Here is a 14,545-nt window from a genome sequence, read left to right as displayed (position 1 = left end):
CGTATGATACACACTTTAGTGGTATCGCTGCCATCGCTGATAACGTTATTTTGGGCAGCCACGCTAACTTTTGATAGGCAAAGGGATAATAGGGCCCGTAGGTTTCTTCCGGTATTCATGTTCACGGCATTTTTGCTATATGTCTGCTACATTCCCTTTTTCAACGGGCAGATACAGCGCTTTGTATACCTGCTTCCCCTGTACACCATGGCCAGTTTGCTGGTTTTTCCGATGTACTACCACTATATCTGCTTGGTGACAACCTATCAGCGCTACCAGCCCCGATTTTTGCTCCACTATCTGCCGGCTTTCCTGTACTTTATAGCCCTTGGCGTGGGCGTTTTGACGCTTTCGGGGAAAGATTTGGTGATTATCGAGCAAGCAGTGGCAAAAAACCACTTCGCGCAGCTACTTTTCTCGTCGGGGAGGGCCTCTTTTGTGGCAATTCTGTTCGTTTCCTCGCGAATTGTCTTTGCTGGGCTGGTAATTTTTACGCTTGTCAACAACTTTAGGCGCATTCGGGTGTACAATGTCTCCATTCGCGACTTCTTTTCCAACCCCGAGGCCCGTAATATCAACAATCTATCGTTCATTCTCTTCGCGCTATCGGTAACTTCCATCCTTAGCATCGTTTTCAATGCCATCGGCTTTCAATTTTTTAGTAAAAGCGACTGGCTGCTGATCATTCCTTCCGGCATTCTTAGCTCGATGCTCTACCTTATCGGCTTTGTGGGGAATCGGCAGGAGCAGGTTTGCCTTGAAGTTGAGTGCGAGGAGGAGAAATTTATGGAGGAGCAGAAGGTTGATGGCGTTGACATCGTCGACGATTCCTTTATTCAGCGGTTCGACGAGTGCTTTTTCGAGAAAGAGCTCTACCTGAAGAAGGATTTGAAGATTTGGGACGTGTGCGATGCCATCGAATCCAACCGTACCTACATTTCGAACTACATCAACAGGAGCTTTGGCCTTAACTTTTGCTCGTTTGTCAACCAAAAGCGGGTGGAGCATGCCATGAAGATGCTTTCCATCGAGGAAAATGACATCTACAGCCTGAACTATATTGCCGAGGAGTCGGGTTTCAGCTCCATGAACTCTTTTTACAGGGCCTTTGCCAAGGAGTACGGCATGAGCCCCGGTAAGTTTAGGCAGGTTCGCCCGCTTTCGGCCTCCAAGGAGGCTGTTGGAGCCGCATCGTAGCCATAATTCTGCGGTCCTACCCCTACAGCAGTACTTAAAACATAGCTTATTGCCTTTTACACGAGCCAAATGTGCCTGTGTAAAGGGCAATAAGCATTTCCGCGCACTTTGGGCGGGTGGCTTACGGTTGTATCCTGCGGCTTTAGCGAGTAGGTAACCTTTTTTGTCAAAAGGTAAATTATGCACCTTATGGCATTAGCATCGTTTGCAGGGGATGCTTGCCCGCAGTACATTTGTCCAAGCGTTAAGGGAAGCGCTTTTATAGTGTAGTACATTTTTTTCTCCCACATACTAGTGTTTTCAGAAGTTAGGTTTAGCATTATTGACTAATGTTTTTAATCAAAAAGGTTCTAAAGGGAATTACTATTGTGAAATAGATGAAAGAACTACTTTTGATCTGAAGTTTCAAGGGCGCACTCGCGAAGAGTCCGCCCTTATTTCGTACTTATACCCGATATCTTTACCGAAAGGGCTAGCTTGCTCGGCCTTTTTACCTCCTTTTCCTCGACATTATTTATCTTTTGAAGCTAATATGGCGCTAAGCTGGCTGAATGTGGCACCTCACGCGCTGCTCGGCGCTCTTTCTGGGCGTATTGTATGCGCCTGCTCCTGCTTTTCGATGGCAGCACCTCGTAGGTGTTCATTAGACAGCCGCTGTAGGCGTAATTGTGCGCGTTTTGGGCGTTGTGCGCTATCCGATGGCACTAATTGGGCGAAAACGACGAAGGGCACCTGCTTAAGCAGGTGCCCTTCGTCGTTTTATGGGGGGCGCGCTATTCCTCTGGATTCTTCTTGTTCTTCGTAACCTTCTTGGTTGTCTTCTTATTGGTGGTGTAGCTTACGTTGAAGCCCCATTCGGCTAGCACTTTTGGATTCTTTTCGTTGATAACCTTGAGCAGGTTCTTGCTTAGGCGTAGCGTTTCTGCGATAGGCTCTATGCAGTTGTCTCTTTCGCGGTACTTTGCATCTGTTTTCGCCTTCAACTCCTCTGCTTCTTTCTGCAGCGCCAGTGCTTTTGGTAAAATGGCCTCCATCTGTGGGATGTTGACGCTCGGAAGCGCATGCAGTGGCGACGATTCTCCTTCGGACTTGTGCTTAGTAATTAATGTTTGCAGGTTGGTAAGAAGATCAGGCACATTTGTGCTTAATTTAATCTTTGAGTTATTCTCCATGGTCGTTTCTTTTTTTAATAAAGTTGTTAATGTTGGTTCCTTGTTATAGCAAATGTAAATTAATTATGTGTAAAGCGCAATATTTTTCAAAAAAAATATATTCCAGCTAAATGTTTATATGCTATTAAACTAGCTATCTTTTATTGCCTGTTAGCGAATGGTGTCTCAGCTAAAGTTTGATGCTTGTATTGTTGGCATATTGGCATATATAGCTAATACGCTTGGTGTGTTTCTAAGTATATATGCCAAAACACGGGTTAATGTAGGTGAATGTATAGTAAATGTTGGGTGCTGCGGCTAGTATGGTGGTTTATTGCTCGGCTCGGGGCGTTAGCCGCAGGTGCTACAGGGGTCCAACCTGGGCTACCAATGGAAGAAACATGCGTTTGAGGCTGCTGCGCTTGGGCTGCTTGGGTAAAAGCGGAATGATAGTGGCTGCTGGCGCTTATGCCGATAGGCTACGCGCCGTATTGGGGTTAAGTGCCTTGCATTTAGGCGGTAATCGAATAGATGCGGGGCCTCAAAGTGCGAGAAATTGGGGGAATTTCACGATAAAATCGCCAGGTTTCACGAGAAAGTTGGCGATTTTATCGTGAAAGCTGCCAATTATCACCATAAAATCGGCGAGCTTATCGTGAAAGTTGCCAGCTTTCTCGTGAAAATTGGGGGGATTCTTGATCAGCTTGGCGGCTATCTCCAGAAAAATGGAGGGTTGCACGGTAAAGTTGCCGGATGTCACATGCCATTTTGGGGGCAATGTCATAAAGTTAAGGAGTCGCTTCCCCTCGGAGTGTCATCACGTGCTTATCTCGGGGGCTAATGGCTGCCCGAAGGGTATTTTATAGAATATATTGGGTTCCTCTTTAGATTTCGGGGCAAGTTTGGCATGACAGCGCTGGTTGAGCTCTATGTTTAACCTAATGTCATTGCATTTGGGGGAGGGCAGACTGGCTCGCTTGCCCCCTGCTTTGTGCTGTATGGCGCTTATCTTGGTAAACCCATCAGCTTTCTGGATGAATCCTTCGGGTTGCGCGAGAAACTCGCCAGATATTCTGCTAAAGTTGGGGGATAGCATGGTGCAGGATGGTGGTGACAACCGCTTCGGCAGTCCGCTTGCATGCTGGGTTGGCGTAGGGGCGGATGCCCGGAGGCAAAGCTTACGCTAGGGGGCAAATCCTACGCGTGCGGCTGCTCCGCGTTGGTGGCAATTGAGCAAAAGCAGGCGCTTGCTTGGTGGTTGTGCAGCGCGCTTCCGCCTTCATCGAAAGATATGGCGCCGCAGCGCCCTGCTTGATGCCCATTTTGGGCTCTTTGCGGGGGTAATCGGGCTCCAATTGGTAAAAGGCTTGAATACGTGGTGCTTACTGATGTTTCAAAAGGTAAATTCTGTACATCTTGACGATAGTAGCGTTAGGAAAATTACACAAACGCCCCTACTTTTGTATAGAAAGTTTGAAAGGAAGAGTCACACTTTAAATTGACATTCAACCCCACTCTTAGTATGATTAGGTTTAGCTATTAAGGTATACATTAATTGTAAGGAAGGCGTAAAATGCCAGGTAAGCATTGAGAAAGTATAAAGGACAAGGATCTTTTTAGAAAGAAGAAGAGCGCTCATCGTGAGATGAGCGCTCTCTGTTTTATACGGGGGTGCCCTAAGCTAGAGGTAAGACTCTATTGATGCGCAGGTGCAAACAAGATTGCGGTCGCCGTAGCCATTATCAACGCGCGAACATGCGGGCCAGAACTTATTTTCCTTGATCCATTCGAGCGGATATGCTGCCTTCATTCTATCGTACTTGTGGTTCCATTCGTTGCCGCAAGCTTCTTCGGCAGTATGGGGGGCCATCTTGAGTACGTTGTCGTCGGCATCGGCAATTCCTGCCTTAATCTCCTCGCACTCGTTCTTTATGGTGATCATGGCCTCTACAAAGCGGTCGATTTCCTGAACTGATTCGCTCTCGGTAGGCTCTACCATTAGCGTTTCGTGTACTGGGAACGATAGGGTAGGGGCGTGGAAGCCAAAATCCATCAGTCGCTTTGCAATATCGGTAGCATCAACGCCGTATTCGCGCTTAAACTGCTGTACATCGATGATGCACTCGTGACCAACACGTCCGGTTTCGCCGGTGTATAGGGTGCTGTAGTGCTTTTCTAGCTTTTTCGAAAGGTAGTTGGCGTTTAGAATGGCCATTTCGGTAACTTTCTTCAATCCTTCTGCACCTAGCATCTTAATGTAGCCATAGGTGATAGGCACAACGCTGGCGCTACCAAATGGCGCTGCGGCAACCGAGTTGATGGGCTTATCTCCACCGGTCTTTATCATACTGTGCGAGGGTAGGAACTGGGCTAGATGCTTTGCCACGCAGATTGGACCAACGCCAGGACCTCCACCGCCGTGAGGGATGGCAAATGTCTTGTGCAGGTTTAGGTGGCAAACGTCGGCGCCGATAAATCCAGGGTTGGTAAGGCCAACTTGAGCGTTCATATTGGCACCATCCATGTACACCTGGCCTCCTGCCTCGTGAATAATGTCAACCATCTCCCTAATGCGCTTCTCGAACACGCCGTGGGTAGAGGGATAGGTGACCATTAGGCAAGAAAGGTTGTCGCGGTGCTGGTTTGCCTTGTCGCGGAGGTCGTCTATGTTGATGTTTCCCTTATCGTCGCAGGCAACTACCACTACTTCCATGCCAGCCATGGAAGCTGATGCGGGGTTGGTGCCGTGCGCCGAAGCCGGAATGATGGCAACGTTGCGATGGCCTTGACCATTATTGATGTGGTGCTGACGGATAACCATCAATCCAGAGTATTCGCCGGCTGCGCCAGAGTTTGGCTGAAGCGATGTTGCGGCAAAACCGGTGATAATGGCTAAATCCTTCTCCAAATCCTTAAGTAGCTCGTAGTATCCTTCGGCTTGATCGGCAGGAACGAAGGGATGCAGGGCTGCGAACTCAGGAAAGCTGAGCGGAAGCATCTCTGCAGCGGCATTTAGCTTCATTGTACACGATCCCAACGAGATCATGCTATGCGTTAGCGATATATCCTTGCGCTCGAGCTTCTTTATGTAGCGCATCATCTCGGTTTCCGACTGGTACTTGCTAAATACCTTCTCGGTGAGGATGGCTGACGTTCTCTCGAACTGCTTATCGAAGCAAATGGTGCTACCAATTTCGGTAGATGCCTCGTTTTTCTTGCCAGCGGCAGCGGCAAAGATGTCGAGGATAGCCTTAATCTCGGCCTCGGTGGTAACTTCGTCGAAGCTCATGCGAACAGTCTTGTCGCAGGGGTAGAAAAAGTTGATCTCTTTGGCAAGTGCAAGGGCCTGGATCTTCTTTGCGTCGGCAACTTCTACCTCTAGCGTGTCGAAGAAGCTGGCGTTACGCTGCTTGTACCCTAATGCAGCGAGCCCCTTGTTGGCTGTGCAGGCAGAGTTATGGGCATGAAGGGCAATTCTGCGAATTCCTTCGGGTCCATGGTATACTGCAAACATTCCGGCCATAGATGCAAGAAGCGCCTGCGCGGTACAGATGTTCGATGTTGCCTTTTCGCGCTTAATATGCTGCTCGCGGGTCTGTAGCGCTAGTCGGAGCGACTGCTTTCCAAGTCGATCAACCGATACGCCGATGATTCTGCCGGGCATGTTGCGCTTGTACTCGTCTTTGGTTGCCATGTAGCCAGCGTGAGGCCCCCCAAATCCCATCGGAACGCCAAATCGCTGGGTAGATCCAACGGCAATATCGGCGCCCCACTCGGCTGGAGCCTTCACAAGGGTAAGGCTAAGGATGTCGCATGCGGCTGTAACGAGAATTTCCTTCTCGTGGCACCTTGCGGCGAATGCGCTATAGTCTTTTAGCTTGCCCGATGCGGTTGGGTACTGAACAATTGCCCCAAACATCCTGTCGGTAAGCTCTATTTCCTCAAATTTGCCAACCACAACCTCAATATTTCGTGGTGTGGAGCGAAGTTTTATAACATCCAGCGTCTGAGGGAAGATATCTTCGTCAACAAACAGGACATTCTTGCCAGCTTTCACGGACGCCCTCGACCGTGCACCGAGCATCATGGTCATTGCTTCGGCCGCGGCGGTAGCTTCGTCGAGCAGCGAGCAGTTGCTAATCTCCATGCCGGTAAGGCTAAGGACCACCGTCTGGAAATTAAGCAGCGCCTCTAGTCTTCCCTGAGAGATTTCTGCTTGGTAAGGGGTGTAGGAGGTGTACCAGCTGGGGTTTTCGAAGATATTTCGCTGAATAACAGCTGGCGTGTAGGTGGGGTAGTATCCCATGCCGATAAAGCTGCGGAAAAGCTTGTTCTTGGAGGCAATTTGTTTGACCTTTTGGGCAAATTCGTACTCGCTGATCTCCTTTTCTAGGCCTAGCGGTTCCTTTAGTCTGATATCTTCAGGTACAACCTGGTTGATTAGCTCATCTACCGAAGCAACGCCTATGGTTTTAAGCATTTCTTCCGTCTCATGCTGACGTGGACCATTGTGTCTTTCGACAAAATTATCGTTTGCCATTGTTTATGTTGTTACAAGGTTAAGTTCTGAATCGGAGCTTAAAAGTAAATATACACTTTTAATATCTAATCTCTTTTCCGTAAAAATGCAGCAGCATGTAATCTTTTAACATTACAGCTCAAACGGGTGTTCGTTTACAAAAGGATTGTAGCGGCGCTCGTGTCCAAGGGTGCTGCTCTCACCATGTCCCGAGTAGTACTTAACTTCGTCGCCAAGCGGCAGCAAATTCTTGATGATGCTACGGATAATCGTCTCATAGTTCCCTCCCGGCAGGTCGGTTCTCCCAATGCTACCTCTAAAAAGGGTGTCGCCAACCATGATGATCTGCTGTTCGTCGTTGTAGAACCCAACTCCGCCCTTGGTATGCCCGGGTAGGTCGATAACTTTTAGCGTCGAGCTGCCAAAAGTGATAATGTTACCGCCTTCAATGAAGTTTACCTTGCAGGTAGGCAGCTGAATGTTGAATCCCCATGCGGCACCCATCGTTGCCGACCTAGTAATATTGTCTACATCATCGGCATGCAGGTAAAGTTCTACTCCATACTTCTTGCTTAGGTGCTCTATGCCGGCAATGTGGTCGATATGCCCGTGCGTGTTGAGCAGCTTAACGGGCTTTAGGCTATTTTCCGCAATAAAGCTGTCGATGTTTTCCTGCTCCTCTGGTCCGTAGCAGCCTGCATCCACAATTACGCATTCTTTGGTCTCGTCGTATAGGATGTAGGTGTTCTCCTGAAAGGGATTGCAGATAAAAGTTTTTACGCTGATCATATAATAATGGTGTGTGTTAGCGATTATTGGTTCCTTTGAGCATAGGAACGAAAACAAAGTACCCATGCTCGCGTACATTTACCTGTGTTGATGATACTTTGTCGATGGTAGTCATCACTTGGAGGTCCTCGGCGCCAATCGGGATGACCATTCTGCCTCCTACGGCCAGCTGCTCAACCAAAACTTGGGGAATTTCGGGCGCTCCTGCCGTCACAATGATCTTGTCGTAGGGCGCATAGGTCGGTTTTCCAAGATATCCATCACCAAAAAAGTAAAGAGGGTTGTAACCGAGCATCTTTAGCAGATGCTGGCAGCCTTGGAATAGATCTTTTTGGCGTTCGATGGTGTAAACCTTGCCCCCCAGCTCCGAAAGGATGGCTGTTTGGTAGCCTGAGCCGGTCCCAACTTCAAAAACCTTGTCATGTGGTTTAATATTGAGGAGCTCAGTCATAAATGCCACGGTATATGGCTGCGAAATGGTCTGCCCAGCAGCAATTGGGAATGCTTTATCCTGATAGGCGAACTCAACAAAGCTGCTATCCATGAACAAATGCCGAGGAACTTTGTCAATAGCATTCAAAACACGCTCGTCACGTATGCCTTTTCGGCGAAGCTCGTCAATTAGCTTGCGCCTTAGCCCCTTGTGCCTGTAGCTATCTTCAAAATTTACGATTTCCATGGTTTGCGCTTTGTGCAAATATACCGAATGGCGCTGGTTTGTCAATCTCTTTAGCCGGATTTGGGCCGGCTGTTAATAACTTTATCGCGCTACGGAGGTGCGTGCGTGCTCTTTTCTGCTATGTTTGTAGTAAAACAGGTAATACTATGCTTATTGGACTTTTTGAAGACTCTAAACCTGCCCTTTACGAGTTGATGAATGGTCTATCAATGGAGTTAGGGTTCGATTTGAAGGTGTTAGGGTGCGTCGATGACGTGACAGATGAGAAATTAGACGGACTTATTGTTGATAATGAGTTTAAATCCTCAACATCTATCGCCGAAATCCTGAAGCAGTTTAAGAATATTCTACTGCTCGACCCGTTGCAGGCATCGGAGATCGTTAATCAGGAGCTCTTGATCATTTGCGAGGAGGCCAATGTCGACCTGATGGTTGCTGGTCCTGCAGTAAACCCTCATATCTTCGATTTTATCCGTAAGTATGCGAGCGATCCCTACTATGTTAGGGTTATTCACGAGGAAGATACCATGGGTGTCAGCTTTGATGTCTTGTATAGATCCCTTTACTGGAATGGTTTTTTCTCCGATGGCGATATTCGTAGGGCAAAGGTGAATGCGTTGCCTTCGGTGAACGATAAAGGCATCGTTTTTTATGGAAAGACCGAGTCGGCGAAGAGCATTCCTGTCGATACATGGTTTACCAACCTCGGATTTAGCAAAGTTCAATTGGTAAAGGTGTTCTCGCAGACAAACGTAGTTGAACTCGACTGCAATACTTGGACATTTAAGATGAAGGATACGAGTATGGAGGTGGTAGATAACTATAAGGATGGTGGAAATTCTCAGGAACCTTTCGTCCGTTCGTTTATCGAGCAGCTTCTTGGCGAAGATGTCCGTCCACTAAACATGTCGATATCCAATTTTTTAAAGATAAAGGAGCTATATGCGATGGCTCTGCAAAAGTTGGCGCTATAAATATTAAAAAGGCTGTACTAATTAGCACAGCCTTTTTAATATCTTGAAAGCAAATACTAGTATTTACCTCTTGATTCGTCAGATACACTAAGTTTCTTACGACCTTTTGCTCTTCTAGAAGCTAGAACTCTACGTCCATTGGCAGTAGACATTCTCTCTCTAAAGCCGTGTTTGTTTCTTCTCTTCCTCTTCGATGGTTGAAATGTCCTTTTCATTGGGAGACGCTTTAAACTATATTATTAACTTGTTACTCCTTTTTTTCGAACTGCAAAAATAGCCTTTTTTTTCTTCTCGCAAATAATGTTTACTCAAAATATCACATGTAGGTAACGAATTTTAGACTTTTGCTAGCGTTGAAGGTATACAACCTTTTTTGTTTCAAAGAATTCGTCGTCAAAAAACTCTGGGATGTCATACACAACACGGGGGTACGGTATGGTGCTAAGTTCTTCAGTTAAGTCGCCACCTTTAAGGTAAAGGATACCGTTAGGAAGCGCGTTTTTCCCTTTTGGCGTAATCCTTTTCCATACCCACGAGCAAAAAGTTTTGATGTCGGTAACGGCGCGGCTCACCACAAAATCGTAGTTCTCGGGAAGTTGTTCTGCCCTAGTTTGCATCGCCTTTACATTTTTAAGCCCAATGCTGTTTGCTACGTTTTGAACAACTGTAATTTTCTTACCAATTGAGTCGACAAGGGTAAAGTTCACCTTTGAAAACAAAATGGCTAAAGGAATGCCGGGGAATCCTCCACCAGTTCCTACATCTAAAATCTTGGTTCCATCTTTAAATGAGATGACCTTTGCAATGGCAAGCGAGTGGAGTATATGCTTGGTGTAGATGTTGTCAATGTCTTTTCTGGAGATAACGTTTATCTTTTCGTTCCATTCAGTGTATAACTCTTTCAGCATCCCAAATTGTCGCTTTTGCTCGTCGGTTAGGTTTGGGAAGTATTTTTCAATGGTTTCCATTAAAGTGGGTTGTCTTTATTGTTTTTCATATAGGTCGAAAGGAGTTCTTTCGCCCTGAAAAGTTGCGCCTTTACGGTGCCAATCGGTAATTCAAGTTCTTCTGCAATCTCCTCGTAGGAATACTCCTTAAAGTAGCGGAGTTCTAGTAGGCGGCGATATCGAGGCTTTAACTTAGACACTAAGTCCTGTATCAGTTTTGCATTTTGCTCCTTTATCATCGATTCCTCGGGATCTGGAGTGCTTGCCGCAATGTCTACATGAGGGGAGAAAGAGTCCTCAGTGTCATTTTGCTGGTCTATAGATATAACGTTTGCCTTATTCTTTCTGATAAAGTCGATGCAGTTGTTGGTGGCAATCTTAAACAGCCAGGTGCTAAAGGCAAAGTTTGGTGTGTAAAGGTGTATGTTGCGAAATGCTTTTCCAAAAGCTTCGATGGTAAGGTCTTCCGCATCAATTTTATTATTTACCATCTTTAGCAGCAGAAAGAAAAGAGCATCCTTGTACCTATCCATTAATTCGGCGTACGCCTTTTGATCTCCCCAAAGAGCTAGTTGTACAAGCTTATAGTCGTACTTCGCTTTTTCCGATAGATTATCATCTAGCTCCATTGTTGCCTCTTAGGTGTAAATTTGCGCTTGAGGTAGAACGCAAGATACAAAACAGGCGAAATAATATCAAACAGAATCATTGGAAACCAGAGCCCTTTTTCTTGGAGTTTATTGATGCCTGTTTTGAAGCAAATTGTTACTGCTACTAATCTGACAAAGATGAAGCCAAGAGCAATATATGGAATTGGCAATAGAAATATTAGCACTATAGCGGTTGCTAGAAACGCTATTCTGCTAACCATTTCGAACGAAATATTGAATTTTGATCCAAACCTGTAATGCTTAAAGGTTGAACCATGTCTTGTTTTCTGCTGAATCCATGAATCCCATGTAGTTCTAGGTTCAGTGGTTAGCAAAGAATCTTTGGAAATGCAGACGCTGGTATTGCTGCCAGTTGCCACTTCGTTGATGAACAAATCATCGTCGCCTGATACGAGCGTATGATGGTTGGCAAATCCACGATTTTTGAAAAATAGATCTTTCTTGTATGAAAGGTTGCGTCCAACACCCATGTACGGGGCTTTGCTCAATGCCAAACCGAGGTAGTTTAGTCCGATGAAAAAGGCATCACATCTGATTAATTTATTTAGCCAGCCTTTATTGCGCTCGTATCCACAGTAACCTAAAACGACTTCGGTTTCTGATTCGTACGAATTAACCATCTGCTTAATCCATTGGTTCGTTTTGGGCGTGCAGTCGGCATCGGTAAAAATGATGATCTCGTTAATGGCCGATTTTATTCCAACTGTAACAGCAAGTTTTTTGCCATGCCAGAATTTCTCATCCTTCTTAATAAAGGTTTGGCGAAGGTGAGGGTATTTCGCCTTTAAAGATTTTAGGATGTAGTGGGTGTCGTCGTCAGAACAGTCATCTACTACAATAATCTCGTAGTTGGGGTAATCTTGTTCTGCAATAACAGGTATGTTTTTATGAAGGTTGTCTTGTTCGTTTCGGGCGCAAATCACCACAGAGACTGGAGGCCATTGACTGCGCAATTCATCGATTTTCACCTGTTTAAACCTTCCAACTTTTCCGTAAATGAAAATGTAATATACGAGTTGGATCAAAAATGTGATTGCTAAAAAGGCTAGTAATGCTTGCTGGTAAATCGCTAATTCGCTGAAGAAAGTGTACTCCATTGTTATGCTAAAAAATAATCGGCAATTTTATCAAAGTTTTTCGGCATTCTCAGCTGTCGTTCACATTTTATGTGTTTGTTGTAAGTTACTTAACATTTACAGCAACAATTTATTGCGTAGAACGAGGTAGTTTTCGATGTATAATTAGTTATTTTTGCGCTCATTTTCAATAAAAGAGGTCAATGAAGTTCGACTTAACTGCCACAGATGTGCATTCGAAGGCTCGTGTTGGTGTAATAACTACCGACCATGGGCAAATACATACGCCAATATTTATGCCTGTTGGAACGGTTGCAACCGTAAAGGGGGTTTTTCATCGAGATCTAAAGGAAGAGGTAAACGCAGAGATTATATTGGGGAATACCTACCATTTGTACCTTAGGCCAGGTTTAGAAGTGCTTAAGGCTGCTGGTGGATTACATAAGTTCAGTGCTTGGGATCGTCCGATTCTTACCGATAGCGGTGGATATCAAGTTTTTTCTTTAGCAGAAAATCGAAAGTTAACTACCGAAGGGTGTACTTTCCGTTCGCATATTGATGGATCAAAGCATATGTTTACTCCCGAAAACGTAATGGATATCCAGCGCGTTATTGGCGCCGATATTATTATGGCTTTCGATGAGTGCCCTCCAGGAACAGCAACCTATGAGTATGCCAGCAAATCTTTAGACCTTACTCAAGGTTGGCTTGAGCGATGCGTAAAGCGTTTTGACGAAACCGAAGGACTTTACGGCTATTCGCAAACGTTGTTCCCAATTGTTCAAGGATGTGTTTATCCCGACTTACGTAGAAAGGCTGCTGAGCATGCTGCTACGCTCGATAGGGAGGGGTATGCTATTGGTGGTTTGGCCGTTGGAGAACCCGCGGAGCAGATGTACGAGATGATAGAGCTGGTAAATGAGATTCTGCCAGAAACAAAACCTCGCTATTTGATGGGAGTTGGTACTCCTGTAAACATTCTTGAAGGCATTTCGCGTGGTGTAGATATGTTCGATTGCGTTATGCCAACTCGGAACGGAAGAAATGGGATGCTCTTTACTAGCGAGGGCATAATCAACATCCGTAATCTAAAGTGGAGAAATGATTTTTCTGCTATTGATTCCAATGGTGTGGCATTTGTTGATACCACCTACACTAAAGCCTACCTTCGACATTTGTTTGTCTCTGACGAAATGCTTGGTGCACAGATTGCCTCTATGCATAATTTAGCCTTCTACCTATGGCTGGTAAGGGAGGCGCGCACACATATCCTTGCGGGGGATTTTGCGCAATGGAAGGAGATGATGGTGCCGAAGTTGTCAACGCGACTGTAATTCGTGTAGAACAAATCATACAAATTAACGTAGTTCTTCTTTCGCTTTTGTAATTTTGAAAGCATAAATAAAAAGAGATGAAGGTTAAACTTTTTAAGCGCCTCGACATATATATTATCAAGAAGTTTATTGGAACTTATTTCTTTGCGCTTCTTATTATTATTGGTATTGCTGTAGTTTTTGATGCAGCAGAAAAAATAGATGACTTCATGGAGAAGAATGCTCCGCTAAGAGCGATTATCTTCGACTACTATATGAACTTTATCCCCTACTTTGCTAGCCTTTTTAGCTCGCTCTTTACTTTCGTAGCGGTAATATTCTTTACATCTAAAATGGCCAGCAATACAGAGATTGTTGCAATTTTAGCGAGTGGGGTTAGCTTTAAGCGGTTACTATACCCTTACTTTGTTGCTGCGTTGTTTATTGCTGTGCTTAACTTTTTATTGGTTGGCTTTATTATTCCCCGAGCTAACGAGGTTAAGATCGACTTTGAAAATAAGTATGTAAAGAAGCAGTACCAAAATACAGAAACGAACATCCATAGGCAGCTTACTCCGAATACGTTTGTGTACATGGAGAACTTTATGGTAATTGGCAAAATTGCCTCTAAATTTTCGTTGGAAAAATTTGATGGCAACCAGCTTAAGTCTAAGTTGATCTCCGACTATGCTGTATGGGATTCGACTAGTGGAAAGTGGACTGCTTACAACTACTACGTTAGAGAGATGTTTAACGGGAAAGAGGTTATTAAGCGCGGGGAGAAGATCGATACGCTTATTGACCTTAGCGGTAAGGAACTTTCGCAGCGATCGAATGTGGTAGAGACAATGAACTTGGTTGAACTTTCCAGGCAAATTGTAAAGCAGAAGCAGCGTGGTGCTGATGATGTTCAGTTCTTGCAGGCAGAACGTAATAAGCGCTACGCATATCCTTTAAGCACCTTTATTCTAACCTTGATTGGGGTGTCGTTTGCATCTCGCAAGGTGAGAGGCGGCATCGGGCTTCATATTGGATTAGGCTTTCTTATAGGCTTTTCTTACCTTCTGTTTATGCGCTTTAGCGAAATGTTTGCGATAGGGGGGCTAATTTCTGCAAATGTTGCAATATGGGTGCCTAACGTACTTTACGCTTTCATTGCGCTGTATCTGTATTGGAAAACACCTAAATAGGACGCCCATTTAGGTCGTTAATGCCTTTTACTTTCCTTA

General features: G+C 45.3%; 13 protein-coding genes. 5 read left to right on the top strand and 8 right to left on the bottom strand.

Translation table 11 applies throughout. The features are described 5' to 3' along the window. Nucleotides 1–3 precede the first annotated feature (3 nt). A complete protein-coding gene (locus tag ACHZA1_RS04335) occupies nt 4–1,197 on the top strand; it encodes a helix-turn-helix domain-containing protein (RefSeq protein ID WP_320054013.1) in 1,194 nt (397 codons plus the stop codon). A 773-nt stretch (nt 1,198–1,970) separates the two neighbouring features. Here the strand turns inward: ACHZA1_RS04335 and ACHZA1_RS04330 are convergent. Continuing rightward, complete coding sequence (locus ACHZA1_RS04330; RefSeq protein WP_320054012.1) at nt 1,971–2,369, bottom strand: hypothetical protein; 399 nt, start codon at nt 2,367–2,369, stop codon at nt 1,971–1,973. A 535-nt stretch (nt 2,370–2,904) separates the two neighbouring features. Between ACHZA1_RS04330 and ACHZA1_RS04325 the strand changes: the two genes are divergently transcribed. Continuing rightward, entirely contained in the window at nt 2,905–3,189 is a 285-nt protein-coding gene (locus ACHZA1_RS04325; protein WP_320054011.1) for a hypothetical protein, read from the top strand. An 840-nt stretch (nt 3,190–4,029) separates the two neighbouring features. On the opposite strand, the gene gcvP is transcribed toward ACHZA1_RS04325, so the two are convergent. The 3 genes from gcvP to ACHZA1_RS04310 all read right to left on the bottom strand — a co-directional run bounded on the left by gcvP (nt 4,030) and on the right by ACHZA1_RS04310 (nt 8,335). Beyond that, nucleotides 4,030–6,888 (bottom strand): aminomethyl-transferring glycine dehydrogenase, encoded by a 2,859-nt coding sequence (gene gcvP, locus ACHZA1_RS04320; RefSeq protein ID WP_320054010.1) that lies wholly within the window; start codon nt 6,886–6,888, stop codon nt 4,030–4,032. Nucleotides 6,889–6,999: 111 nt separating this feature from the next. Beyond that, entirely contained in the window at nt 7,000–7,656 is a 657-nt protein-coding gene (locus ACHZA1_RS04315; RefSeq protein ID WP_320054009.1) for an MBL fold metallo-hydrolase, read from the bottom strand. Between the two features lie 16 nt (nt 7,657–7,672). Next, nucleotides 7,673–8,335 (bottom strand): protein-L-isoaspartate(D-aspartate) O-methyltransferase, encoded by a 663-nt coding sequence (locus ACHZA1_RS04310; RefSeq protein ID WP_320054008.1) that lies wholly within the window; start codon nt 8,333–8,335, stop codon nt 7,673–7,675. A gap of 146 nt (nt 8,336–8,481) precedes the next feature. Here ACHZA1_RS04310 and ACHZA1_RS04305 point away from each other — a divergent pair, with 146 nt between their 5' ends. Further along, entirely contained in the window at nt 8,482–9,309 is an 828-nt protein-coding gene (locus ACHZA1_RS04305) for a hypothetical protein (protein WP_320054007.1), read from the top strand. Nucleotides 9,310–9,365: 56 nt separating this feature from the next. On the opposite strand, the gene rpmH is transcribed toward ACHZA1_RS04305, so the two are convergent. The 4 genes from rpmH to ACHZA1_RS04285 all read right to left on the bottom strand — a co-directional run bounded on the left by rpmH (nt 9,366) and on the right by ACHZA1_RS04285 (nt 12,024). Then, entirely contained in the window at nt 9,366–9,524 is a 159-nt protein-coding gene (gene rpmH / locus ACHZA1_RS04300) for a 50S ribosomal protein L34 (RefSeq protein WP_320054006.1), read from the bottom strand. A 132-nt stretch (nt 9,525–9,656) separates the two neighbouring features. Beyond that, complete coding sequence (gene rsmG / locus ACHZA1_RS04295) at nt 9,657–10,277, bottom strand: 16S rRNA (guanine(527)-N(7))-methyltransferase RsmG (protein WP_320054005.1); 621 nt, start codon at nt 10,275–10,277, stop codon at nt 9,657–9,659. Next, nucleotides 10,277–10,885 (bottom strand): sigma-70 family RNA polymerase sigma factor, encoded by a 609-nt coding sequence (locus tag ACHZA1_RS04290; protein WP_320054004.1) that lies wholly within the window; start codon nt 10,883–10,885, stop codon nt 10,277–10,279. The genes rsmG and ACHZA1_RS04290 overlap by 1 nt, the downstream gene beginning before the upstream one ends. After that, complete coding sequence (locus ACHZA1_RS04285) at nt 10,876–12,024, bottom strand: glycosyltransferase (protein WP_320054003.1); 1,149 nt, start codon at nt 12,022–12,024, stop codon at nt 10,876–10,878. The genes ACHZA1_RS04290 and ACHZA1_RS04285 overlap by 10 nt, the downstream gene beginning before the upstream one ends. A 182-nt stretch (nt 12,025–12,206) precedes the next feature. Here ACHZA1_RS04285 and tgt point away from each other — a divergent pair, with 182 nt between their 5' ends. Continuing rightward, nucleotides 12,207–13,337, top strand: a complete 1,131-nt coding sequence (gene tgt, locus ACHZA1_RS04280; RefSeq protein WP_320054002.1) for a tRNA guanosine(34) transglycosylase Tgt — start codon at nt 12,207–12,209, stop codon at nt 13,335–13,337. Nucleotides 13,338–13,414: 77 nt separating this feature from the next. Beyond that, the gene (locus ACHZA1_RS04275) at nt 13,415–14,506 is read left to right on the top strand and encodes an LptF/LptG family permease (protein ID WP_320054001.1); all 1,092 of its coding nucleotides are present in this window, start codon (nt 13,415–13,417) and stop codon (nt 14,504–14,506) included. Nucleotides 14,507–14,545: the final 39 nt, after the last annotated feature.

It is taken from the genome of uncultured Acetobacteroides sp., from assembly GCF_963667355.2.
Lineage (GTDB): Bacteria > Bacteroidota > Bacteroidia > Bacteroidales > ZOR0009 > Acetobacteroides.
The sequence above is the reverse complement of the archived record's forward strand: the minus strand, read 5'-3'. Positions and strand labels throughout refer to the sequence as shown.

Bases quoted from the DNA above. Each gene is read 5' to 3' on its own strand.
- ACHZA1_RS04335 (WP_320054013.1), top strand. From the start codon at position 4: ATGATACACACTTTAGTGGTATCGCTGCCATCGCTGATAACGTTATTT.
- ACHZA1_RS04330 (WP_320054012.1), bottom strand. From the start codon at position 2,369: ATGGAGAATAACTCAAAGATTAAATTAAGCACAAATGTGCCTGATCTT.
- gcvP (WP_320054010.1), bottom strand. From the start codon at position 6,888: ATGGCAAACGATAATTTTGTCGAAAGACACAATGGTCCACGTCAGCAT.
- ACHZA1_RS04315 (WP_320054009.1), bottom strand. From the start codon at position 7,656: ATGATCAGCGTAAAAACTTTTATCTGCAATCCCTTTCAGGAGAACACC.
- ACHZA1_RS04310 (WP_320054008.1), bottom strand. From the start codon at position 8,335: ATGGAAATCGTAAATTTTGAAGATAGCTACAGGCACAAGGGGCTAAGG.
- ACHZA1_RS04305 (WP_320054007.1), top strand. From the start codon at position 8,482: ATGCTTATTGGACTTTTTGAAGACTCTAAACCTGCCCTTTACGAGTTG.
- rpmH (WP_320054006.1), bottom strand. From the start codon at position 9,524: ATGAAAAGGACATTTCAACCATCGAAGAGGAAGAGAAGAAACAAACAC.
- rsmG (WP_320054005.1), bottom strand. From the start codon at position 10,277: ATGGAAACCATTGAAAAATACTTCCCAAACCTAACCGACGAGCAAAAG.
- ACHZA1_RS04290 (WP_320054004.1), bottom strand. From the start codon at position 10,885: ATGGAGCTAGATGATAATCTATCGGAAAAAGCGAAGTACGACTATAAG.
- ACHZA1_RS04285 (WP_320054003.1), bottom strand. From the start codon at position 12,024: ATGGAGTACACTTTCTTCAGCGAATTAGCGATTTACCAGCAAGCATTA.
- tgt (WP_320054002.1), top strand. From the start codon at position 12,207: ATGAAGTTCGACTTAACTGCCACAGATGTGCATTCGAAGGCTCGTGTT.
- ACHZA1_RS04275 (WP_320054001.1), top strand. From the start codon at position 13,415: ATGAAGGTTAAACTTTTTAAGCGCCTCGACATATATATTATCAAGAAG.